This window comes from Bradyrhizobium sp. CCBAU 25338, assembly GCF_028128965.1.
Taxonomy (GTDB): Bacteria; Pseudomonadota; Alphaproteobacteria; order Rhizobiales; family Xanthobacteraceae; genus Bradyrhizobium; species Bradyrhizobium liaoningense.
Genome location: NZ_LFKY01000002.1, coordinates 363,473 through 388,048 on the forward strand (window position 1 = coordinate 363,473; position 24,576 = coordinate 388,048).

Annotated in this window: 15 protein-coding genes, 1 tRNA gene and 2 pseudogenes; 9 read left to right on the plus strand and 9 right to left on the minus strand. The window is 58.4% G+C overall.

The features are described from left to right. The first annotated feature begins 551 nt into the window (after positions 1 to 551). The 3 genes from ACM42_RS03185 to ACM42_RS03195 all read left to right on the plus strand — a co-directional run bounded on the left by ACM42_RS03185 (position 552) and on the right by ACM42_RS03195 (position 4,377). On the plus strand, positions 552 to 3,224 hold the full coding sequence (locus ACM42_RS03185) for a PAS domain S-box protein (RefSeq protein ID WP_271526568.1): 2,673 nt from the start codon (positions 552 to 554) through the stop codon (positions 3,222 to 3,224). Beyond that, complete coding sequence (locus tag ACM42_RS03190; protein WP_271526569.1) at positions 3,221 to 3,904, plus strand: response regulator transcription factor; 684 nt, start codon at positions 3,221 to 3,223, stop codon at positions 3,902 to 3,904. Before ACM42_RS03185 ends, ACM42_RS03190 begins: the two co-directional genes overlap by 4 nt. 86 nt (positions 3,905 to 3,990) lie before the next feature. Further along, entirely contained in the window at positions 3,991 to 4,377 is a 387-nt protein-coding gene (locus ACM42_RS03195) for a response regulator transcription factor (protein WP_271526570.1), read from the plus strand. A gap of 308 nt (positions 4,378 to 4,685) precedes the next feature. Here the strand turns inward: ACM42_RS03195 and ACM42_RS38600 are convergent, their stop codons facing one another. Beyond that, positions 4,686 to 4,862, minus strand: coding sequence for a beta-L-arabinofuranosidase domain-containing protein (locus ACM42_RS38600; protein WP_442868888.1), 177 nt, complete (start codon positions 4,860 to 4,862; stop codon positions 4,686 to 4,688). Between the two features lie 194 nt (positions 4,863 to 5,056). Here ACM42_RS38600 and ACM42_RS03200 point away from each other — a divergent pair, with 194 nt between their 5' ends. After that, on the plus strand, positions 5,057 to 5,215 hold the full coding sequence (locus ACM42_RS03200; RefSeq protein ID WP_271526571.1) for a hypothetical protein: 159 nt from the start codon (positions 5,057 to 5,059) through the stop codon (positions 5,213 to 5,215). A 49-nt stretch (positions 5,216 to 5,264) separates the two neighbouring features. Here the strand turns inward: ACM42_RS03200 and glmS are convergent, their stop codons facing one another. Next, positions 5,265 to 7,091: a glutamine--fructose-6-phosphate transaminase (isomerizing) gene (glmS, locus tag ACM42_RS03205; protein ID WP_271526947.1), complete on the minus strand. Its 1,827-nt coding sequence runs from the start codon at positions 7,089 to 7,091 to the stop codon at positions 5,265 to 5,267. A 1,041-nt stretch (positions 7,092 to 8,132) separates the two neighbouring features. On the opposite strand from glmS, the gene gmd reads away from it, so the two are divergent. Both gmd and ACM42_RS03215 read left to right on the plus strand, forming a co-directional pair. Continuing rightward, a complete protein-coding gene (gene gmd / locus ACM42_RS03210) occupies positions 8,133 to 9,218 on the plus strand; it encodes a GDP-mannose 4,6-dehydratase (protein ID WP_271526572.1) in 1,086 nt (361 codons plus the stop codon). After that, the gene (locus tag ACM42_RS03215; RefSeq protein ID WP_208757030.1) at positions 9,199 to 10,176 is read left to right on the plus strand and encodes a GDP-L-fucose synthase family protein; all 978 of its coding nucleotides are present in this window, start codon (positions 9,199 to 9,201) and stop codon (positions 10,174 to 10,176) included. The genes gmd and ACM42_RS03215 overlap by 20 nt, the downstream gene beginning before the upstream one ends. A gap of 273 nt (positions 10,177 to 10,449) precedes the next feature. Here ACM42_RS03215 and ACM42_RS03220 read toward each other — a convergent pair whose 3' ends face one another. The 5 genes and pseudogenes from ACM42_RS03220 to ACM42_RS03240 form a co-directional block, all read right to left on the minus strand. After that, positions 10,450 to 11,571 (minus strand): MFS transporter, encoded by a 1,122-nt coding sequence (locus ACM42_RS03220; RefSeq protein WP_333921028.1) that lies wholly within the window; start codon positions 11,569 to 11,571, stop codon positions 10,450 to 10,452. A 995-nt stretch (positions 11,572 to 12,566) separates the two neighbouring features. Further along, positions 12,567 to 13,073: a hypothetical protein gene (locus ACM42_RS03225; protein WP_271526573.1), complete on the minus strand. Its 507-nt coding sequence runs from the start codon at positions 13,071 to 13,073 to the stop codon at positions 12,567 to 12,569. Between the two features lie 688 nt (positions 13,074 to 13,761). Then, positions 13,762 to 16,866, minus strand: a complete 3,105-nt coding sequence (locus ACM42_RS03230; RefSeq protein WP_271526574.1) for an efflux RND transporter permease subunit — start codon at positions 16,864 to 16,866, stop codon at positions 13,762 to 13,764. A 583-nt stretch (positions 16,867 to 17,449) separates the two neighbouring features. After that, positions 17,450 to 18,126 (minus strand): annotated as a pseudogene (locus tag ACM42_RS03235) (4-phosphopantoate--beta-alanine ligase). A gap of 33 nt (positions 18,127 to 18,159) precedes the next feature. Further along, positions 18,160 to 18,333: pseudogene (locus ACM42_RS03240) on the minus strand (3-methyl-2-oxobutanoate hydroxymethyltransferase); the annotation flags it as partial. Between the two features lie 2,221 nt (positions 18,334 to 20,554). On the opposite strand from ACM42_RS03240, the gene ACM42_RS03245 reads away from it, so the two are divergent. Both ACM42_RS03245 and ACM42_RS03250 read left to right on the plus strand, forming a co-directional pair. After that, positions 20,555 to 20,995 (plus strand): Lrp/AsnC family transcriptional regulator, encoded by a 441-nt coding sequence (locus ACM42_RS03245; RefSeq protein WP_271526575.1) that lies wholly within the window; start codon positions 20,555 to 20,557, stop codon positions 20,993 to 20,995. Positions 20,996 to 21,874: 879 nt separating this feature from the next. Next, positions 21,875 to 23,131, plus strand: coding sequence for a hypothetical protein (locus ACM42_RS03250; RefSeq protein ID WP_271526576.1), 1,257 nt, complete (start codon positions 21,875 to 21,877; stop codon positions 23,129 to 23,131). A gap of 8 nt (positions 23,132 to 23,139) precedes the next feature. On the opposite strand, the gene ACM42_RS03255 is transcribed toward ACM42_RS03250, so the two are convergent. Then, the gene (locus ACM42_RS03255) at positions 23,140 to 23,367 is read right to left on the minus strand and encodes a hypothetical protein (RefSeq protein WP_271526577.1); all 228 of its coding nucleotides are present in this window, start codon (positions 23,365 to 23,367) and stop codon (positions 23,140 to 23,142) included. Between the two features lie 73 nt (positions 23,368 to 23,440). After that, positions 23,441 to 23,517: transfer RNA gene (locus ACM42_RS03260), tRNA-Pro, on the minus strand. Positions 23,518 to 23,585: 68 nt separating this feature from the next. On the opposite strand from ACM42_RS03260, the gene ACM42_RS03265 reads away from it, so the two are divergent. Beyond that, entirely contained in the window at positions 23,586 to 24,575 is a 990-nt protein-coding gene (locus ACM42_RS03265; protein ID WP_271526578.1) for an L-threonylcarbamoyladenylate synthase, read from the plus strand. Position 24,576: the final 1 nt, after the last annotated feature.

Here is a 24,576-nt window from a genome sequence, read left to right on the forward strand (position 1 = left end):
GACGGAGGCGTGGCGAGTCGTTGCAAAGCTGGCTTCGGTTCGACGTCGATGTCGCCGCTCGATTCCAGCGAAACCAGATGGAAACGAGTCTTTCGCAGCTAGGCGGGATGGCACTTGCGCGTTCTTCGTGCCGGCGAGACCAGTGATTCGGCAGCTTGTTTCTGCTCTTTGCCGGTTTGGAGGCGCGCCTGATTCCTTTCGATTCTACCTCCCGGCTGAACTGAAACCGCTGTCCTCATTCCAGGGGTGTAAGGGGATGCATCGGCTGTAGGCTCAAGAGACTGGCCCCTACCGGCAGCGGCGCAAAGCAGACATTTCAGCTTCGACAGGGGCCGCGTCTGCGACACCTATTGATAAGTTTAGGACAACTATACGTATGTTTATGATGCGTTTTTTCCCCGCTCGTGCTGAGTTCGGCAGCGGTGATCAATCTCGGACACGCTCACCCGCGGACCCAAGCGTCTAAGGCGGACTCAAGCGTCTAAGATTGCCTCATTTTTGCCTAAAATGCGATAGCTCTCCCGCCGGAGAACAGGCCGGACGGTCTCAAAATGTATAGTATCAGCAGACTTAAACTTTCAGCCCCTCAGTTGACCTTGGGCAGCATAACGCTAGCCGCGGTCACACTGACTTGCTTGTACTTTCACGCGCATTTCGCCGCCACGGCGTTCGCCTATTTGTTAGTAGTCTTACTATTTTCGTTGATGGGCAGCTTCATCGCGTCATCCGCGCTTTGCATCGTGGCAATCGCTGCTCTCGCTTACTACTTTGCGCCGCCGGCGTTCAGTCTGCGAATCGATGATCCGCGCGATGTTTCTGTGGTTGTTGCATTCTTTGTTGTCTCAATTGTGGGAACGCACCTGATCGGAAAACTCCGCCAGGAACGAGAGGCTGCGCGCGTGGCTGCGGCCAAGCTTCAGCGAAGTGCGACGGATTTGGAGGATCGTGAAAAACGGTGGCGCGCAATCTTCGAGCACAATCCGGCCATGTACTTCATGGTCGATGAAGCCGGCATTGTCCTCAACGTCAATACGTTCGGCGCGACACAAGTGGGATACGCTTGTGCAGAACTGATCAACCAATCAGTGCTCGGCATATTCCTTGAGGAGGATCGTGGATTCGTCCGCAAATGCATTCGGGCGTGCTTTGATGATGTTGGACAATCCCGCACTTGGGACGTCCGGAAAGTGAGGAAGGACGGCTCTGTTTTGTGGGTACGTGAACACGCCAAGGCCATGCTTTGGGCCGACGAGCGCCCCGTCGCCCTTATAGCCTGCGAAGATATCACGCAGCGCAAGCAGACCGAGCTTGCACTGCAGCGGAGCGAAGCGCATTTGGCCCAGGCGCAGGAGCTGAGTCATACAGGCAGCTTCAGCTGGAACCCCACTACGGGTGAGGCCTTCTGGTCCAAAGAAACATTTCGGATTTTCCAATTAGACCCTCAGACAGTGCCACCGGGGCCGGAACTCGTCGTTGAGCGCACTCATCCAGATGATAGGGCTTCGGTTAGAGAAATTATCGATCGCGCGATGCGAGACCCGAGCGATTTCGAGCACGAATACCGGCTTCTGCTACCGGACGGCTCGGTAAAGCACATTCATGCGCAGGCACGAGCCACGAGGACAGCCTCTGGTGACATCGAGTTTGTTGGGGCAGCCACGGATATTACGGCGGCGAGGCGAGCAGAGCAGCAGCTGCGCCGCAGCGAGGCCTATCTGGCCGAGGCCCAGCATCTCACTCACACAGGCAGCTGGTCCTGGGACGTCTACGGTCTAGATTTCGTGTATCGCTCCGCCGAGGTCGATCGTCTGTTTGGCTTTAGCCCACAAGAGCCGGTATCGATCGAGACCATTCGATCGCGCATCCATCCGGACGACTTGCCGCGGCTACAGGAGGTGCAGCGGCAGGCGATTGAACACGTGGAAGAACGGTTCGAGTATGATTTTCGTATTCTTCTGCCAGATGGCGGGATAAGGCGCATACACTCCGTTGCACACGTTGTCCTCGGCAGCGATGGTAATGTCAGCGAGCTCATCGGAACACATATGGATGTCACCGAGCAGCACGCAGCTAGGGAACGCCTGGAAAACACACTTGTCGCGCTGCGCGAAAGCGAGCAGCGCTTTCGCGACTATGCCGAGACAGCTTCCGACTGGCTCTGGGAGACCGGGCCAGATCATCGGGTCACTCACTTGTCCGAGCACACCAGCGCAGCGGGAATTTTGGCGACAGGAGTGATGGGCCTGCTTCGCTGGGACATTGCGTGCGACACGGAAGAGGAACCCGAGAAGTGGCGTCAGCATCGGGCGACGTTGCAGGCGCATCTGCCGTTTCGGGATCTCGTCTACCGCACCGTGAATCGGACGAAATCTCCGATCTATGTCCGCACGAGTGGCAAGCCTTTCTTCGACGGAAACGGAACTTTTCTGGGCTATCGGGGCGTCAGCACTGACATAACGGCTCTTATTCGCGCTGATCAGGCCGAACAAGAGCTGCGAAAGGCACAAGCGGAGCTTGCACATGTGACGCGTGTAACGACGCTAGGAGAACTGACGACTTCCATCGCTCACGAGATAAACCAACCACTCGCCGCTATTCTCAACAACGCCGATGCGTGCCTCGGCTGGATGGCACGGGAAGCTCCTGATCTTGCCGCCGCGCGCTCTTCGGTGGAATGGATCATCGAGGACGCAATCCGGGCAAGCGAGGTGATCCGCAGTGTTCGCGCGCTCGCGAAGAAGGGCGAGATTGAGATGGTGCCACTCGACATTAATGAGGTCGTTAGGGACGTCATTGCGCTGGTAACACGAGAACTGGTGAGCCACCGAGTGACGTTGCGAACCGAGTTGGCGGCCGCGCTGCCTAGGATCCTCGGTGACCGAATTCAGCTACAACAGGTGATCATCAATCTGGTAATGAACGGAATCGAGGCGATGGACGCAGTTACAGACCGGCCGCGCGAACTTCTGATTCAATCATCCAAGGACGATCTGGGGCACGTGCAGCTTGCCGTGGCCGATTGCGGCGTCGGGATCGCCGAGAAGGACGCTGACCACGTCTTGGATCCCTTCTTCACCACCAAGTCGAGTGGCCTTGGAATGGGCCTTTCGATCTGCCGTTCTATCGTGGAAGCTCATGGAGGCCGGCTATTGCTTCTCCAGAAAAATGAACCGGGCGCGACCTTCCAGTTTGCCCTGCCCGTGCACAAGGAGGCCCTCCAGTGACAGGACGATTTGACTCGCCAGGTGAGGGTAGCAATGCCGAGGCCTCGACGAAGCCGATCGTCTTTGTCGTTGAGGATGACATCTCCGTGCGCCGCTCACTTACGAATCTTTTTCAACAGGTAGGGTTGGAGGTCGTTGCGTTTGGATCGGCCCGTGAAATGCTGCAGAGCACAATTCCGGACGTCACAAGCTGTCTAGTTCTTGATGTCCGGCTGCCGGGCCTGAGCGGCCTTGACTACCAGACCGAGCTGGCCAGGTTGAACATACACATCCCGATCATTTTCATTACGGGCCATGGCGACATTCCCATGACCGTCAAGGCCATGAAGGGAGGTGCGGTGGATTTTCTCAGCAAGCCGTTCCGCGATCAGGAACTGCTTGATGCCGTGGTTGCGGCGACCGAACGAGATCGCAAAAGACGGGAAGCTCAGCGAACGGTCGCGAACCTGCAGTCTCTATTTGAGACCTTAAGCCCGCGCGAGCAGGGAGTGATGAAACTGGTCGCGGCCGGCCTGATGAATAAGCAGGTAGCCGCCGAACTTGGGCTCGCCGAGATTACGGTGAAGATCTACCGGGGTCACGTAATGAAAAAGATGCGTGCCCGGTCGCTGGCCGACCTGATCAGAATGAGCGAGACGCTGGGAATTCGCGTCAATCGTTCCGAACAAACGCAAGTATGATTTTACAATTCCATCACTTAAGCCCACTTTTCGCCGAAAGTGGCTAGCGCTTTGGCTGCCGCTGTACTGCGTCGGGAGGGCTCATCTTGTCCACGCCTTTGATTTCCGTCGTTGACGACGACGTCTCCGTCCGTGCGTCGACAGAAAACCTTTTGAAATCGCGTGGCTACGTCGTGCAGATATTTGCGTCGGCCGAGGCACTCCTGCGGTCGCCGTACTTGAATGAGACATCCTGTGTCATTACCGATGTGCAGATGTCGACTATGAGCGGGCTGGAGCTGCTGGCAGAGATGCGGACGCGTGGTTACGACACACCTTTCATTTTCATTACAGCTTTCCCCAACGAGCGCGCGCGCGCGTCAGCCTTGGAGGCCGGGGCGATTGGCTTCCTCGCCAAGCCATTTGGCAGGCAAGAGCTACTCAAGTGCCTCGACATCGCATTGAAGGCATATGGCGAGCGAGGTGACATCTGATTTGATCAACCTGCGAGTTCTTGTCCGATCTAAATGCTCGTCGGAACGACGATCACGCACTGAGCAACGTCTTCGCACTCGGAACCGCGACTTGCCCGCCCAGCATACGGCGCGCGAACATCAGCGGCGCGGCGGAACTCTTAAAAGAGTACGATCCGGTGGGCCCCTCAAGTTGGCTTGTCATACGGCTTCCTTTTGAACGACACGGCGGTCCGGTTATGAGCAACCGCAGCGGCTGGATGGCCACCTTGCCGGCACAGGCTCGCCTGCGGCGCTGACCAACGATATCGCCTGCGTGGGTCAGCAGGTCAATCAGCGTCCAATTCCCAATAAAGGAGGCGCTGGACCATGTTTCGCCATAGCCGTAGGCAAGTTTGGCGCTGCTGCTCGTTCTGGCGCAGACGCGCGAGATGAGCTATTGCAGCTATGAGGTATAGAAAACGAACCGCATGACCTATTGCAGTCCGCTGCTCCGAAAGCGGCAAGTGCGCTTGCTATACGCTTATAATCCAATGCGTGCCTTCGGATTGGCGACGCGGGATTGCTGGCGCTTCTCTTACTCGATGTCGTAGAAGTGCGGCTCCATGCCGCGTTGCTCCACGAATTAATTGGCTAGCGTGAGATATCGCCGCTCCTTTGTCGCTTCCTAGAGGCGTGCCAACGCAAGTTCGATTTCCGGATGGCCACGCTAGCCGTGCAACTGATCGCGCTCTGGGCCGATAACTGTGCCCAGGTGGTCTGCGAGCCTGCAAACGACCTCCAGCAATCGCCGTTTTCCAGTTGCGTGAAAGAACGCGAGACCTGCTTCAATCAAACGGCCGGATCGTTCTCATTCTGAGGTCGCCACGCCATTAGTGGCCTCAATGCTCAGATATATCACTGTAGCCTCATTCCACAGTCACCGATTTTGCCAGATTACGCGGCTGATCCACGTCCGCGCCCCTTGCGACGGCGGTATGGTAAGCCAAGAGCTGAACCGGAATGGCATAGAGCATCGGCGTAAAGCTTGCGACCATCTCAGGCAGCACAATGGTCATGAGTGTGTCCACCGTCGCTTCCAAAGCCCCCTTCGAATCGGTGATCAGGATGATCTTGCCGCCCCGAGCCGCAACTTCTTGCATATTCGAGACGGTCTTCTCGAACACATCGTCATAAGGCGCGATCACCACCACAGGCACGGCCTCATCGATCAGTGCGATCGGTCCGTGCTTGAGCTCGCCGGCGGCATAACCTTCTGAATGGATATAGGCAATTTCCTTCAGCTTGAGTGCGCCCTCCAACGCCAGGGGAGCCGATGTGCCACGACCGAGATAGAGCACGTCCCTTGAATCGGCGATATAACGCGCGAGTTTCTCGATCTGCGGCTCGATTAACAGCGCCGCAGCAATCAACCGCGGCACTTCGATAAGCTCACGCACGAGCCTTGTTTCATCGATCTCGGACAGCTTACCGCGCTGTTTGCCTGCTGCGACGGCAAGCGCCGCCAATACCATCAGCTGGCAGATGAATGCCTTGGTGGAAGCGACGCCGATTTCCGGCCCCGCCAGCGTCGGCAGAACGGATTCGCTCTCGCGCGCAATCGTCGACGTCGCGACGTTGACCACAGATATCGTGTGCACGCCCTGGTCCTTGGCGTATCGCAACGCAGCTAGCGTGTCAGCGGTTTCGCCCGACTGCGAGATGACAATCGCGAGATCGCCACGGCGCAAAGGCGCCTCCCTGTAGCGGAACTCGGACGCTACATCGATCTCGACAGGCAAGCGCGCCAGCCGCTCGAACCAGTATTTGGCGATGTGCCCGGCATAGCTTGCAGTGCCGCACGCGGTAATAGAGATGCGCTGAATGGATTTAAAGTCGAACGGCAATGTGACCGGCAGGGCGACTCGCTTGGCCGCCATGTCGACATAATGCGCCAATGTCTTGCCGGCTACTGTCGGCTGCTCGTGGATTTCCTTGGCCATGAAGTGGCGATAATTCGCTTTGTCCACAAGGAGTGACGATACGCCAGACTTTGATGTTTCCCGCTGGACGACAAATCCGTCGGCGCTATAAATCACGTACATCGTGCGCGTAAGCACGGCCCAATCGCCGTCTTCGAGATAGGTGATGGTGTCGGTCAAAGGCGCGAGCGCGATGGCGTCCGATCCTAGATACAGTTCGCCATCACCATGTCCGATCGCAAGGGGCGACCCCTTACGCGCACCGATCAAAAGATCATCGTGGGCTTTGAAAAGGAACGCGAGCGCGAAGGCACCGCGCAGCCGTGGCAGCGACGCTTGTACCGCATCCTGCGGCGAGTAGCCCCTCTTGAGATAAGAGTCGACGAGATGCGCCACCACCTCCGTGTCTGTCTCTGAGTGAAAATGGGCTCCATTCCGCTCCAGTTCGGCTCGCAGCTCGCGAAAATTCTCGATGATGCCGTTATGAACGACCGCGACATTTTCCGTCGCATGCGGGTGAGCATTGCTCTCGGTCGGTTTTCCATGAGTCGCCCAGCGGGTATGACCGATGCCGGTATGACCCAACGGCGGATAATAGCGCAGCTGCTCTTCAAGGTTTCTCAGCTTACCTTCAGCGCGCCGGCGCTCGATACGGAGACCTTCGAGAGTCGCGAGGCCTGCGGAGTCATAGCCACGATATTCCAATCGCTTGAGCGACGCGACCAACTGGCCAACGACCGGACCACGCCCCAAAATGCCAACAATTCCACACATATCGATCAATGCAGCCCAAGTTCAAGGAGTCCGAGGTCCCCCTGCAGGAATCCGATCATGAATTCGCTTGCCCGATGGTAACAGGTTTCAAGTTCGGGCTCTTTCGCGGCCGCCTGTATCGCCGCCGCATTCGCAAGCGTGAGTTAGACCTCCTTCAGCCATCATCGCTTCGCCCGGCTACATTCCGCTTTTGGCTGCCGATCGAGTACAAACTGCGCAGCAGCTCTAGCTTGAATTGTTGTGTGCTACCGGAAACATTTTGCCGACGCCGGTTTAAGAGGCCCATCATACTCGTACCGAAGCAAGTTACCTCATCGAGATTAGACGACTGGCAGCGAAGCTCTATTGTACGAGCGTAAACTTTCGATATCAAAACGTTGGAGCATCTATACCAACGTTTACTACTCTTGCTCATCTTGTCTTGCGTTTCCTTCGCTCCACTGCCTGCCGCGAGCTTGATATTGGCAAGAGCGCTGATCACAGGCGATGAATCGACCGTCAAGACCGGGTGTTCTGTCCGGAAGTTAACGGTAGGGGTGCTTTCTAGACTAAGAATTGGCGTGAGGCTTGACCGTGCGCTTGCTTGCATCTCGTCATCCGGCAAATGCATCGAAGACTGCGGCCTCAGATCGTCGTCTCCCAAGACGTGACGAGACCAGGCGTATGCGTACTTGCGCCTGAGGATAGATAGGAACACAGATCGTCGGCTTCTATCCTGTTGGAGATATAGCCCGGACAAGCGCGTCCTTGCGCTCGAAACGACGATCGCATCCATCTCGCCTGCTTAGGATCACCGCGGATATAAGCCAAGATGCGAGCGTTAGTTGACTTCGGTGTTTTGAATATCAATGCGTGGGCACACTCCAGTCCAATCTAAATCTATGTATATAGTGTGCTTTCCTACATGATGTGTATGACTGGACCTAACGATCGCTTTCCTCAAATTGCGGGTGGCGCGGGCTTGCGCATCTAGGCGTTGCCGAGAAACGGCTCCCACTAGCGTTTCACAGGGCTTTCTCTCCGGCGCAACTACGAGAGACCATGACGGCTCAAGACTCAAAGCGGCGCGTTGCGCTGATCACCGGCGTCACCGGGCAGGACGGAGCATATCTCGCCGAGTATTTGCTCGGTCTCGGCTACGACGTGCACGGGATCAAGCGCCGGTCGTCCTCGTTCAACACCGCGCGCGTCGATCATCTCTACCAGGATCCGCATGCCGGCAGCGTGCCGTTCCTGATGCACTATGGCGACATGACGGATTCGACCAATCTGATCCGGCTGGTGCAGCAGATCCGGCCGACCGAGATCTATAACCTGGCCGCCCAGAGCCACGTCCAGGTCAGTTTCGAGAGCCCGGAATACACCGCCAACGCCGACGCAATCGGCGTTCTGCGCCTTTTGGAAGCGATCCGCATCCTCGGCATGGAAAAGGAGACGCGGTTCTACCAGGCCTCTACCTCGGAGCTTTACGGGCTCGTGCAAGAGGTGCCGCAGAAGGAAACCACGCCATTCTATCCGCGCTCGCCCTATGGCGTCGCCAAGCTTTATGGCTACTGGATCACGGTGAACTACCGTGAGGCCTATGGCATCTTCGCCAGCAACGGCATCCTTTTCAACCATGAGAGCCCGACCCGCGGCGAGACCTTCGTGTCGCGCAAGATCACGCGCGCCGCCGCCCGCATCGAGGTCGGCCTCGATAACACGCTCTATCTCGGCAATCTCGACGCCAAGCGCGACTGGGGTCATGCCCGCGACTATGTCGATGGCATGCACAGGATCCTGCAGGTCGACGAGCCCGGCGACTTCGTGCTCGCGACCGGCGAGACGCGGTCGGTCCGCGAGTTCGTCGAGGTGGCGTTTGCCGAGGTCGGGCGCAGCATCGAATGGCGCGGCAGGGGGGTCGAGGAGGTCGGCGTGGACAAGGCCTCCGGCAAGACGCTGGTGCAGATCGATCCCACCTATTTCCGTCCGACCGAGGTTGATCTCTTGATCGGTGACGCCAGCAAGGCGCACGCGCAGCTCGGCTGGGTTCCGAAGACGCCGTTCTCGCAACTGGTGAAGGAAATGGTCGCCAGCGATCTCGTCGAAGCCATGCAGGATGCGACCAATGGCAAGCACAGCGTTTGAACTGAAGGGTAAGACGGTTTTCGTTGCGGGCCATCGCGGCATGGTCGGCGCGGCGCTGATGCGCCGGCTAGCACGCGAACAGGCCGATCTCTTGACGGTGCCGCGCAGCGAGCTCGACTTGCGCGACCAGGCCGCGGTGAACGCCTGGTTTGCCGCGAAGCGGCCGCAAGCCGTGTTCCTCGCCGCCGCCAAGGTCGGCGGCATCGTCGCTAACAACGCGCTGCGCGCCGAGTTTCTCCACGACAATCTGGCGATATCGAGCAACGTGATCCAGGCGGCGCATGCCAATGGGTGCGAGAAGCTGATGTTCTTCGGCTCCTCCTGCATCTATCCGCGCTTGGCGCCGCAGCCGCTGCGAGAGGATTTGATATTGACCGGCCCGCTGGAACCGACCAACGAACCCTATGCCATCGCCAAGATCGCCGGCATCAAGATGGCCGAGGCCTATCGCAGTCAGTACGGCGCCGATTTCATCAGCGTGATGCCGACTAATCTCTACGGCCCCGGGGACAATTATCACCCCGAATACAGCCACGTCGTCGCCGCGCTGATCCGCCGCTTCCACGAGGCCAAGATTTCGGGCAGCCGCAACGTCGTGGTGTGGGGCACCGGCACGCCGCGCCGCGAATTCCTCTATGTCGATGATCTCGCCGATGCCTGCATCCATCTGATGAAGACCTATTCCTCGTCGGAACTGGTCAATATCGGTAGCGGCGAGGACATCAGCATCGCCGACTTCGCACTCATGGTGGCGGCCGCCGTCGGCTTTCGAGGTGAGATCAGCTTCGATACGTCGCGCCCGGACGGCACGCCGCGCAAGCTGCTCGACGTGCGTCGGCTGTCCGGGCTCGGCTGGCGCGCTACGACTTCGCTAAAGGATGGCATTCAGCTGGCATACCGGGCCTATCGGGCTGACAGCGACGGACGGCACCAGAGTGATTCGCTTGTTCCCAGATAAGGGGGCGATCCTACGATCAACCGGCGGTGAACGTCCGGCCTAGCAGACTCGCCGCTCTCGTAACGATCAATCTTGCTTCGCAAGTTGACGAACCTTCATTGTCAACAACTGCCCTCAGCTCGCCGCCAAGAACCCCTGCCGACTTGCAGGAAAAGGAGAATGATCATGATCAAGACGTGCTGCCAGCACTTGAGAGCTCATCGACTTTAAATCTCAAACGCCGACGGACGATCACTAGCCGGAAGCTGCGCTCCCTTCCTCTTGACCAATGCCTTAGCGATGGTCGGTCATCATCCTCGCCGACAGCATCACGATCGACATGAGCGCGCCTAACATCCCGAACGCCATGGGCAAGCCAAAGATGTGTGCGATGAGCCCGATGCCGGCCGGCCCGACGAGTATACCCGCGTAGCCGCCTGTGGTGATGACCGCGATCGCTATGCCTGCTGGCATCACGTTCTGTTTGCCGGCACGTCGGCACAGTACGGGGACAACATTTGAAATACCCAATCCGATAAGCAGGAACCCTGCCATAGCAATCAACGCAACGCGCGCGGCCACCACGGCCAAGAAGCCTGTTACCATTAGCACAGTCCCGAGCATCAATGTGGCACGGTCGCCGATTCGCGCCACCACGGCATCTCCGCTGAGACGCCCTGCGGCCATGGCGATTGAGAAGAGCATATAACCAATGCCCCCGTGCGCCTCCGCGAGAAGATCTCGTTCAACGAGAAGCAAAGCGCTCCAATCGAGCATTGCACCTTCTACAAGAAAGGTGATACCCGCGAGCACCGCTATGAGCAACACACTGCGGTGGGGCAAGACAAATAATGGCCCCTGCTGTCTCGAACCCGTCGCCAGCAACCTCGGCCAGGCCGTCACAATCGCGATCGTTACTAACGCCGAACAGACCAGCGTCGAGAGAAGCGAGCCACACTGCAGCGAGACGAACAACGTGACCGCGGCAGAGCCGGTGACTTCCCCAATGCTGTACCGGGCGTGGAAGCCGGACATCAATAGACGGCCCGTGGCGCGCTCCAGTTCAATCGCATGGATGTTCATGGCTACATCGATCGAGCCGAGTGAAACGCCGAAAGCAAATAGCGTGGCACCGAGCCTTACAGGTGTGTCGGAAATTGCAAGGCACGGCAGGATGATCGCGAGTCCAAGTCCACCCGCGAGGATAATGGGCTTGCTGCCGTAACGCGAATTCAACACGCTGGTCAAAAGCATCGCGACGACGGATCCCGTTCCGAGACAGAGCAGCAGTAGACCAAGCATGCGGTCATCCGCCGCGAGCCGCTCCTTGGCGAGTGGCACCAAAGGCGCCCAGGCCGCGAGGCCGAATCCGGCCACAAAAAATGTCAGGCGTGTCCCAAGCAGGCCGGCAGACAAATTGGCACATGGTATCACGGACGCTCCTGAGAGAACGGACTCGCGGGCGCGGCGCCCCTCATCCTACGTGCGTCGCCTGCGAGCGACGCGCGGCTCGACGATGATGGCCTCAAGTTGACGTCCTTCATCCCTGCAAATGCGATGCCGTCACGAATACTGAACTGCGTCGTCACACGGAGAGCGACAAGGGGGTGATCCTCGAGCCCCTGGGGATGGCGGTGTTTCGGCCAATCTCTCCCGGATGAGCTGGCCATACGAGGGCGATAGTTTTTGCTTGTCTGCGACAGCTGGATCGCAACACTCAGTATGGCTTGTCGCAACGCCTACAAAGCCGACGGCGCCCCACGCCTCTATGTAGTTGGGGCTAACACGGCCGTAGTTTTTCCGACAACTTTGCACAATCGGAAGCTCTCATCACGAGTGGCGGCGCTGTCTCGCGAGATCACTACAACGAGCCCCGCTACCACGCGCAAGCGGCCAATGTCGGCCCCGATGCTTTTGATATTCGTTCGTCCTGGTTTCCGGCCGCCAGATGGTTCCCGCCATTGGGCCTAAGTTCGTTTGTTCTGGGCCAGCGTGTCGCCCGCCGGGAACAGCCATTTCGAGTGGCATGGCGGCAACATCAGCCTCCAACAGTTCAGGGGTGTCCTGCGATCCCGGGTTCCTGGCACCGGTGGGCTGGGAAGTCTGGAGCAATCAACCAGATTTGCATGCCATCATTATCGCCGCCGAAGAGGGCGGCGTCGATCAGGTCCAGGACGCGCGCTCATTCGATACCGAGTTGCCCGCCGGCATCGTTCAAGCGCCTATATCCGCAGTTCGCCGAGGCCGTCGCTTTGACCAGATTGGATTGTGCGTTGTAAAGAACAAGTATAGCAGGCAGAGATCGATCAGTATCGCCGCCGCCATCACGCTAGAAGCCCAGGCGCTCTGCACTAGATCGACCTCAATCAGCACCCGTGACAAACCGAAGCCCACGATCCAAGCATCAAAGCTCATACAGATGCGTCGGAATATCTCCGGATCAAGCCGGCGAATGACGTAGGACCCCAGCGGGACGCCAAGCATGACACCGGTACAAAAATATAGAGCAAGCTGCCGCTTTCGTAAATGAACAAGCCGAGCTGATAGTAGACGAAGGCGGTAACGCTCGATTCCACCACGCGAACCAGCGCTAGGCCGGCGCGAAATTCGTGTTTGACCAAGCCCTGGTTGTTAAACAGCATCGCTATGGGAGACCCGTAGATTGTAGCGAATAGAGAACGCCCAGCATCCACCCGAACGGCAGGCCGATCAGCCAGCTTGCTCCGATAGGGCGGCGCCAACCCGTTGACGAAGACCTCGATGATGACAATGGCGGGGTTGAGAATGCGATTGGTGTAGAAAACTAGCGCAAAGGGTACAGTCAGCGACGAAAAGCCGTAGCCAATGGCTCCATTTACAAAGGCAGCAAAACACGTCGTTGCGGCCAGAAACCAGATAGCAGCATCAAACTCAGGCATTTCCTTAATTTTCCCACTCCGGAGGGCGTCGGGTCACACGTCGGGGAGCCAGCGCGGCCATTGGTCATCGGGTTGCGGCAGATTCTGGTCATTCGCTTAGCAGCTCCGCCCGTCTTCACAATGGCAGCGGCCCTTTTTGCGTTCAGCAGTTGCTCTTGTTCTCGACTTCGATCGTGCAACGCAAGCTGTGCTGCACTTCCCGGTACCCGGCAACGATCATTCAGCCAAAACGCGTCGGCTTGTTTCTCGGCTTGTCGATCAATGGTCCTCGTATCGAAAGCCGTAAGTGCGTCGGTCATGGATACGGGGCCGTTCCCACGGAATTGAACTCGTGTCGCCCCCTAAGCGGTTCAGCGCCATCATTTTTCAGCTAGCAACGCAACGCGGTTAGACGGAAGCAAACAATTCTCCTTCAAAAGCCCTGTGATAAATAGCAACGCACATTTTGTCAGGCGAGGATCAATTCCCTTCTCCCCCGGCGATGTCGAGCTTGGGGATTCCGCTACCTTGAAATGTACAGTGCAATTCACCTTAGCGGAGCGGCCGGGGATCACCGATGTGTTCTTCCGAGCCCCCGATAGCCGCCAAGCTCGGCACCACGGGCGTGAAGATCTCAATGCGTAACGGAGCGTGAAGCGATCGCAGGCTCCCTCGCTCGCCACTGAGCGAACCTGGGTTGAATTTATCGTCATTGCTTGGCCAGCTGGGAATCAGCAGCGACGGTGAGGCCGAGCTCGGCGGCGTTCTTCGCGCGGCCGGAGCTCGCATCGGCGCGGTGGTCGGACGCGAACACGACATAGACCGCCGGCAGCACGAAAAGCGTGAACAGCGTGCCGACAGTCATGCCAGCGACGAGCACAAGCCCAATCGAGAAGCGGCTCGCGGCGCCAGCTCCCGTTGCAGTCAACAAGGGTATGAAGCCCGTGACCATTGCCGCCGTAGTCATCAAGATTGGACGCAGTCGGACGCGCGCCGCCATCTCTATAGCCGAGCGACGGTCAAGTCTCTCCTTGAGCTGCAGCTCATTGGCGAACCCAACCATTAGGATGCCGTGCTTGGAAATCAACCCAACCAGTGTCAACAGTCCGACCTCGGTGTAGATGTTCATAGTTGCCCAGCCCAAAAATGGCGGGATCAAGGCGCCCACGATTGCCATCGGTACGCTGATCATGATGATGAGAGGATCGCGCAGACTTTCAAACTGCGCCGCAAGCACCAAGAATATGATGATGATTGCAAATGCAAAGGTAATCGCCAGTTGGTTACCCTCGTACACGTATTGGCGGGCGTCGGCCAGAAAGTCGTGGCTGAAGCCTGCGGGCAGTTTCTTTGCCTCGGCTTCCAGGAAGTCCACAGCCTGACCGATCGTGACGCCAGGCATCGGCACGGCCTGAAAGGTCGCGCAGTTGAGCTGATTGTAGTGGGTGAGAGCGTTCGGATCGGTCGCAGTCTCGATGGAGACTATGGTAGACAGCGGGAGCATCGAGCCCGTCGCAGTCTTCACATAATAGCTCCCGATTGCTTGCGGCGCCAGGCGTTCCTCACGTGGGACCTGCGGGATCACCTGGTAGGAACGACCCTGCAAATTGAAGCGATTGACGTAGTTTCCGCCAAGTAAGGTGGCGAGCGCGCTACCGATAGTCTGCATGGTGATGCCAAGCTCGTTGGCCTTGGACCGATCAACCTTGATTCGTACCACCGGCTGGTTGAACTCGAGGTCGGAGTCGCTCACCATGAACAGACCGCTCTTGCGCGCGACATCCTTCAGTTTCGACATCTGCTCGTAAACGGATTGGAAGCCAGCCGTCGAATTAATCACCATCTGCACTGGTAGGCCACCCGAACCGCCCGGAAGCGGAGGCAAGCTAAAGGCAAACGCGTTAATGCCTTCGATTTTAGATAGCTCGGCCTGAACAAGTGATTTTAGTACAATCGATGATCGCTTGCGCTCGTCCCACGGCTTGAGCAACATGCCGGCCATGCCACTCTGCTGGCCGCTGATGCCATTGAGCACGAAGCTCAAGTCACTCTCTGGAAATTTCTTGAACGCGTTTTCAAGTTTGGTGCCGTAATAGTCGAGGTAGTCGATATTGGCGTATTTCGGGGCCTTCGTTAGCGCGAATACGATACCTTGATCCTCCTCCGGCGCGAGCTCCTTGGAAATATTCATATATAGAAAACCGACAAGGCCTAACATGGTCAGCGCAAAGAGGCCGGTAATTGGGCGATAGTCGAGCGAGCGGTCGAGCTTGCGGCCGTACCATCGTGTTATGGCGCCGAACCCGCGGTTCACAAGCCTTGCAAATCGGCCCCCCTCGGCGCGCCTCAGGAAGAGCGAGCACATCATGGGCGACAGCGTCAAAGCGATCACGCCCGACACGATCACAGCTCCCGCCAGCGTAAACGCGAATTCGCGGAACAGCGCACCGGTGAGGCCGCCGAGAAACCCGATCGGGGCATATACCGCAGCCAAGGTGATCGTCATGGAGATAACGGGACCGACGATCTCGCGCGCCCCCCTTGTAGCAGCCAGTAGAGGCGTCGCACCTTCTTCTAAATGGCGATGAATGTTCTCCACCACCACGATCGCGTCGTCGACCACGAGACCGATCGCGAGAACCATCGCAAGGAGAGTCAGGAGATTGAATGAAAACCCCAGCGCGAGCATCATGCTGCAGACACCCACGAGCGACAACGGAATAGTGACTACAGGAATGATGACCGACCGCAGTGAGGCCAGGAACAGAAAGATCACGATCACCACGACCGCGACAGCCTCAATGAGCGTCTTCTCCACTTCATCGATCGATGATTGAATAAACTGGGTGGAGTCGTAGGCCACTTTCATTCTCAGCGACGGCGGCAGGTTACGCTCCATTTCTGGAAACAGCGCTCGGACGCCTCGCACTATGTTTAGCGGATTGCCTTGCGGGCTCGCCTGCACGCCGATGAAGACCGCGTGCTCGCCGTTCATCGCGACGCTAGTGTCTGTCGTCTGCGCGGCAAGCTCGATTACCGCAATGTCTTCCATGCGCACAAAGCCACCGTCATTGGCTTTGACGATCATCCGCTTGAAATCATCCACACTCCGCAGATCCGTATTTGCCGTAACATCGGAGATAGTGAAATAGCCCTTGGCCTGGCCGGCCGCGGCCTGGAAGTTGTTGGCGGCGATTGCAGCCGAAACCTCAGCCGGCGACACGCCATGCCCAGCCATTTTCGCAGGATCGAGCCACAACCGCATTGCAAAACTCTGGGCGCCCAGGATGTCTGCCGCTGCAACCCCGTCGACGGTTGAGATAACCGGTTGCACGACCCGCGAGAGGTAGTCGGTTATCGCGCTGGCCGCCAGCTCCTCGCTGGAGAAAGCGATATACATGACAGCAGTGGTCTGACCGCTCGACTTCGTGACCACCGGATCGTTTGATTCCTTCGGGATCAGGTATTTGACTGAGTTGACCTTCGAGAGCACCTCCGTGAGCGCTTCGTTGGGATCGAAATTCAGTTTGATGTAGACTTGGATCGTCGAGGCACCAAGCACAGACGAGGAACTGATGTAGTCGACGCCTTCGGCGGACGCGACTGCTTGCTCCAGGGGAGTGGTGATGAACCCCTGGATCGTGTCGGCAGAGGCGCCAGGATAGACAGTCGTGATATTGATGACCGTATTGGATAGCTTCGGATATTGCCGGATCGGCAGTAGGGTGGCGGCGCGCAAGCCGATCAGCAAGATCAGAAGACTGACGACGATTGACAATACCGGACGTTTGATGAAAAGCGCGGTAAATGCCATGTCGACTCGTATTTCCGGAGTGGGATGTAAATTTGCCAGCAACTTACTATGGCAATGATCGGCAACGCGGCGACTGTGCTAGAGCCCCAGCTACGAAGTCCCTGCCCTTTTTGCGTGCACTCGGCCAAAGATTCGAACCAAGATGTTCGTCTTAACAACTGATTGGAACGCAACGACTTCTAGCAAGGCGTTAGTTCAGGCTTCGCACTGTCCCGCAGACCGAACGATCCAGGTTCGACATCGAAAGTACAAACGATCTGACCGGTGCTCAACTCTACAAAGGTAAGTGGGTGATATAGCATCGGCTGCAAAGCACTATACCAAGGTTTGTCGAATTGGCCGGTGATCTCCGTCGCAAGACTTGCGGGTTGCCGGACACACAGTTCACGGCCCTACATATTCCGTGGGCACGCGATATCGCTTCGCTACTCGCCGAACAAAGTCCTCTCGGAGCTCGCCCTCTGCTGCCAGCTCGATACACCTCTCAGAATAGTGCCTGAACGTTTCTGTCAGCTGACTAAGCTGTGCGCGGCTTGGCCACGCCTTGCGCTACCGAGTTTGCAACGCCAGGATTACTTGTCGATCAGCGCGTTGAGCCAACGTAGGCGGCCGCACATAGCATCGCGGGGAGCCGCAGTGGACTGTCGGCGGCTTTGGGCGTGTCACCGTCGATACTGCAGTCTGTCACCCCCCTCTAAATGCGCCATGCGGCCGCAAATCAGCTTTTCTACGTTGCGCTGTCCCGACCGAAAATCATCGAGCGCTGCGGATAGTCCCTGGTTGATCGCTAGAGCCTGCTGACGTTCTCTCTTACTGAGATAGCGGTTGCGACTACTCATGGCGAGCCCATCCTTTCGCGAACCGTTTGGTACGGTGATGATCTCGATAGGGAGATTGAGATCAACCACCATACGACTCACGACTGTGCAATGCTGACAATCCTTCGGGCCAAAAGACGACGTCAGGCTGCACCATGTTGAACAACTTGCATACGACAGTCGCGACACCGTCAAAATGTCCAGGCCTCAAGGCTCCGCACAGAGGTCTCGCGAGGTCGCCAGGTTCAACAAAGGTTTCGAAATTGCTCGGATAGACTTCCTGTGACGACGCTCACATCGCATTTCGCCTGGCTTGCCGCAATCAGCGCCAGGTGGCCATCGTGGGGATAGCCCATCGTCGGCACGAATCCGACCCGTTGATCGCACTGCGGGATTTTGTGAGAGTGCGGCGAAGTTCAGCGACGCTCGTGATTGTTTGCATGTCGAGCTCAATATTAAATTGAGTTGGACGGGGCCAGTTTGCAATAGCCTCGCCGACGCCTTTGGAAAGCCGATAGGACTCCTGCGGTTGCGGGAATGCACCACGGCGGACATCCGCTGCTCAGCGCGAAAGCGCATCATGCAACTGCTGAAAGCCTTCCGTACAGGCGCGGACGAATTTGGGGCGATGACCTTCAGTTAGGCCCAGCTGCGATCTGTTTACCTGTGCTGCGCTGTCGTCGCAACGCTCCGACTTCTGCGCAGGGGACAGGCAAGATTTGGCTTAAATGAAAGAGGTCTTGTGGAGCGATCTCGTTCCATCCACGCCTTCCTGGCGGAACACTTGACCTCTTGGCGATGGCCTTCGCCGAAAATATTGAACTGGAGCGCGCTGCAGCCTTCGTCAGGTCACCTACGATCAAGCTTGGCACCACGGCGTTTCGGCGTCAGTGGCTCATTCTTATGGGTGTCCATTCGATCCTCAAGGGGTAGGCTAAAGTTTCGACAAGTTCAGCTTCCTCGTTCAAGATCGGACGGGCACCTACTGAAGCTCACATCTTGTGGTCTCAAAAACATGCTACCCGAACGGGCTCCACCCCATGTGGCGCCTCTAGAACCGCGCGTATGCGCGCAGCGATCTGCTGTGCTTCCTTCGGCTGCATGTTTGGATTCATGCAATCGAGTATGGCTAGCATTGCCTGAACTTCCTCAATGTTAAATGTGGCGGCCTTGCGATCTGATAGTCCCAGCGACTGATCGGCGGCACGGGCCTGATTGGCTGCAAGCACCGCAAGCGCTTGCGATCGCAGGGACGTGATATGCCGCTCGAACATATGCATTCGTTGGCCTGGAGCTACTCTGTGTGCATGGCGTCGCAAGCGCTGGTGGCCAACCCCGGTCACGAAGACTGGGGCTGGCCACCTTTGCTCCCATGAGGCTCAAATTCTCAAGGGCTACAATGTTGTATCTTCGAAGAAGTACCCAGGGCACCTACCAAAATCGGTCGGTCCCATCCTCGTCGGCGACTCTCTAAGCTGAGTCTTTGCCGTAAACAATTGAAGACACAGGTGACCAGACACGCGTGCCTCGCATAAACAAGAATCACAAGCCAAACGCACATGAGAGACGCAAGAATGTTGGCGGAGTAAATCCAGACGGAGCGTAATAGAAAGCACCCCATTGCGACCGCGAAGGAGTACCTCGTTGAAGAATCGGCGACGCTGTCGGCGTGGTCGTCGCCACGGATGGCGCACACAATTGCAACAAGGCAACAGGGGACGGGATTCAGCTAGGCAATCTCCTTCCGTTTCAGAGTGTTGGCGATGTTGATCGGAAGCAGTGCGGGCGCGACTCGACGTCGTTTGTTGCGCTGGAGCAGACGCTGTCCCTACCCCGCCCGAACTTAGCAAAACTTGACTCGGCGCTTATACCCCACGGATACGCAGGGGCAGCGCACTGTCCCTGCCGCCCAGCTAGCTGCCCCAAGCTCACCTTTAACGGTGGCAAGAAACTGATCAGGAGCTTATCGCTCGCAAGACGAGCGAAATCGCCAGAATGAGAACTAACCCGTGAGTCGGAAGCTGTGCGAACGCCGCTCGGCGCCTGACGGCCTGGGCGGCATCATGAGGCACTATCCCTGCCGCATCCGAACGGCAATGCTTAACGGAAGCGTAACTCGGCACATGGTGGTCCTTCAGCTCATGCGCTGTCCCTGCCACGCCCCCGTTAAACAAACGATTCTTTATCGGGGCTGGCTTACCGAAAGCTGACGGACCTGCGCGGCAATTTACAAAACGGAAAGCGGCCCATGTGGCCGCTTGCCGTCGAGAGCAATATCGACGTTTACGTCTCAGACAATAGCCATTCGGCGCGCTTGCGATCAGCGGCAGCCGCTCGGGGCTACGCGCCGGATTGGCGCGCAGCCAATCCACTGGACATTTATGACTGATTGACCTCACGGGCTCCCCGGCTCGTGGACCGTGTGGGACTGGCCATTCGGATCGCGCATCAGTTGCTTTCGAACCGTCGCGCCGCTTACCGGGTCGCGCTCCACGCAAGTTTCTCGTATCCAAGACGATTGTGTCCGTTGCGTCAAATGCGTTACCAAGCTCCATCAGGCGCATCAGCCGGTAAGGCGTAAAAACTGGACCCGATTCGTGGAATTCAACCAGAAAGCAGCGCGGATGCGACTCGGCGCCTATGTCCACCCGGGGAGGATCGACAAATGCGCTATCTCTGCCGCATCCGCTTCGCCGGACAGCCAGGGGCGACGTGACTCGGCACCCTCATTGGAGCAAGGAAGGCGCTGTCCCTATCACGTGCCGCTGGCTCAGTAGTCAGCCTCGGGGATCACAAGGCTACCCACCCGGCTTTCCCGTGAGGCCCCTCGCCTCTGGGTACTGGGCACTTTAGCGAGAGTGCGGGCTCGAGTGACCTACCAGCATTGGTGGTCATACACACCAATCGAGAAACTGTTGGTCAAACTTGAAGACCGTCGGCAGATTGTCGGCCTGCGCGTCATGGCATTCATCCAGGTGACGTTGGAAAAACACGTGCAGAGTGTCCGCGACGGCTTTGCGACTGAAGTCGGCCGCATCGCCGAAATCATGGACTGCTATCTCAAGGTCGGAGATCAGGATTATCTGTTGCGTGCCATTGTGTCCGACGTCTCCGACCTCGAAAATCTGATTGCACGCATATCCCGGATCGCCGGCGTCGCGAGCATCCGCTCTGGTCTCGCGGTGCGCAACGTCTCCAGCCGGCGAGCACTGCCGCTCGATGTATCCAGGCCGATCCAGGTAAAGTCGCCGTCGGCCGACTCGGAACGACATCGCCCATCCCTACATCGCCACCTACAAGCCCTCGCCTGACAAGCGACCACAGGATCGTCGTACAATTTACGGCCCGGACTGTGGCAACCGATCGCCACGCACATTGCGGGCTTATGGTGCCCTCGGAGGGTGGATTCATTTGCTCGCCGCGACTGCCCGCCTCTGCGACCTCACCGCCATGCTGCGGCCGGAGGCGGAACGACAGACCTTTGATAGCCAGGTGGACACTGGAGCAAATCAATAGCCTGCGGCGACGGGCATAACAGATTGCCCGTTTTGCTCGCTCTTGTATCCTAATCTACGACGAGCACGTGATCGGCCTGTACCATCGGATTTCCGCGCTGTATTGAATGGGTGAAGGTACAGAAACAAAGGATAAGGTCGACACCCGGTCCGGTCGTGTAACGTCCGATTCCAAATAATTTCGCACGAGACCCGTTTTGTTCTCGAAAAGCGGCTCGCCCAAGCGATTGATCGAGAAGGGCTTTTATGGTGGGCGCACCAGGGCCCGAACCTGGGACCCGCTGATTAAGAGTCCGAAATTGTCCGATTTGCACTCGGAAGCCACCGATTGCCGCATCAACGAGATGCAGCGCTTCTCGAAGAGCAGATTTCGCATACACCTTGAAACCCATCGGCCGATCCAAAGGCCTGGAGCACTCACGAGCACCGCGTTCAAGATATGCCAAAGCGCAAGATCGACAAACTCGCTCGCGCGAAAGCACGGCCCGATCCTGCCCAATGGGACGAGGACGAAGTGATGACTCTCGTCGAGGCCGCTGTCGTATTCTTTCCCCACGGTCCATTGACTTTGTCTTCGTTGCGCAGGGCCGCAGCCGCTGGGACTCTTGAAATCGCCAAAGTGGCAGGCAAAGATTTGACCACACCTCGCGCCATCCGCAAATTGGTCAAGCCATCATGCCGGGCCGTAAAGCCAAGCCCCCACGCCTCTGGTTCCGAGAGGATGATGAAATCTGGATCATCCTCGACCGTGGCCGGCAAATCCGCACAGGCTGCGGCCGCGACGACATTGACGGCGCTGCGAAGGCGCTCGAAAACTACATCGGCGAGCGGCATACCAGCACAATCGGCGCGACCGACCCCGGCGTACTCGCCATAGCTGACGTCCTCACCGCTTACGAAATTTCAAAGCGTCCTAAGGACAAAAGTGACCAGCGGGCATGGGCCCAGCACGACCTGCTGCTCATTCGTTTGCTAGATCTCAATAACTTCTTTGGCGACAAGACGGTCGGCGAACTCAAGGCTCAGCTTTGCCGCGATTTCGTAGACTGGTCTACGGGCACGCCGAACGACAACAACAGGAAAGCCGGCATCAAGCCCCGCCACGGTACGGTCTCGGACCAGACCGCGCGACGTCGACTTGAGGACTTGCGGGCTGCAATTAACGCGTATCACGCGGAACACACGCTTAGGGTGGTGCCAAAGATCACTCTGCCAACAAAGGCGGAGGGGCGTCACCGATGGTTGACACGCAATGAAGCCGCCCGCTTGCTCGGCGCTGCGATTGGCTACGTGTGGGACAACGAGCGGGGCACCTGGAAACGCAGGGAAGATGGCAAGCTCATGAGACGTGAGCGATGGATTATCCGTCGGCGCTATCCGGCTGCGCGCTTCACTCTGGTTGGCATGTACAGCGCCCGCCGCGAAGAGACGATCCGCCGAACACAGTGGCTGCCGACAACGACCCATCCCTGGATGAATCTGGACGCGATGGTGTACCAGGGCAAGGGGGCTTTGGAACGGTCAACCAAGAAGCGACGCCCGCCCGCAAAGATTGCCAGCCGGCTACGCCCTCACTTGGTCCGTTGGCGGAAGATCGACCAGACGCGCTCGTCCGAGCTGCGAGCGGCGGGCCTTTTGAAGGATGGCGATCAGATTCGCTTCGTCGTCAACCGCATGCACGATGGCCAGCCGCTTGCTGGCAAGATCAGATCGGCTTGGGAGGGGATCCTGGAGGATGCCGGGCTAGGCGATGACGTGGTTCGCCACTCCTTGCGCCACACCGCGGCCACCTGGCTGATGCAGGCAGGTGTCGATATGTGGGAAGCCGCTGGCTGGCTCGGTATGACCGTGGAGCAGCTCGAGGCCAACTACGGCCATCACCATCCAGATTTCCAGGAAGAGGCCGCAGAGGCGTTTGGGGGAAAGCGCTGAGCTGAACCCTATTCGCCGCGGGCTATTCGTGCCCGGAGGTCAGCCAGAATAAGCTCGTAGGTCCGGAGGGAGGACTTGTGGTGCTTGACCATGTCCTGCGTGACGTCCCGCCAAGGCCCGTTTCCTTCGCGTTCCCCGATTGTCATTTTCCCGGCTTCCAGCGGCGCAAGATCGTCCCGGATCTGCTTTATCTGCTCCTCGACGCCCTTGGCGAAAGCCTTGAGATCGACGGGCATGGCTGCCGTGCCTCAAATCATTGCGCATTTCATTGCGCCCGAAAAACACAGAAACTATAAGTACTTGAAATGATGGTCGGAGTGGCAGGATTCGAACCTGCGACCCCTGCGTCCCGAACGCAGTGCTCTACCGGGCTGAGCCACACTCCGACAAGAAGGCGGCTTATAGCGTCGGGTTTGACGCACTGCAAGCGGCCGAGCCGAGGAATTTTATCCCTGTGAAAACGGGTCTTGAAACGCTGATTTTGCCGGCCGGCGAGGCCGGCGCGGAAGCCGCCGCCCGGACCCTGGCCGCCGGCGGGCTGGTCGCGTTTCCGACCGAGACGGTCTACGGGCTCGGCGCGGACGCCGCCAACGCCACGGCGATCGCCCATCTCTATGCCGCCAAGGGCCGGCCGGCGTTCAATCCGCTGATCGCGCATGTCGCTGACCTCAAGGCCGCGCGGCGGATCGGGCGGTTCGACGCCCGCGCACTGAAGCTTGCGGAGGCGTTCTGGCCGGGGCCGCTGACGCTAGTGGTGCCGAAGACCGACGGCTGCCCGGTGGCGGATCTCGCCACCGCCGGCCTCGACACGGTCGCGATCCGTATCCCCGCCCATCCAGTGGCGCAGGCGATCCTCCGCGCCTTCGGCGGCGCCGTGGTGGCGCCGTCCGCCAACATCTCCGGCCACGTCTCGCCGACGCTGGCCGCCCATGTCGCGAGCGACTTGTCAGGGCGGATCGACCTGATCGTCGACGGCGGGCCGGTTACGGTCGGGGTCGAATCAACCATTGTCGGTTGCTTCGACGCGCCGATGCTGCTCCGCCCCGGCGGGCTCTCACGCGAGCGGATCGAGGCGGTGCTGGGCGCGCCGCTGGCGCGGCCGCCGCTGCAAGCCGAAAGCGACGACAGCCAGCCGGTGGCCCCGGGCATGCTGGCCTCGCATTACGCGCCGCGCGCCAATGTGCGGCTCAATGCGCGCGAGGTGACGCCGGGCGAGGCGCTGCTGGCGTTCGGCTCTGAGCGCCTGCCTGGTGTTGACGCTGCCGCCGCCGTCATGAATTTATCGCCCACCGGGGATCTCGATGAAGCCGCCGCCAATCTGTTCGGCTATCTTCGCAGCCTCGATGCGAAGAGCCCGCGGGGGATCGCGGTGATGGCGATTCCCGAGGAAGGACTTGGCGAAGCGATCAATGACCGGCTGCGCCGGGCTGCGGTTGCCCGATAAG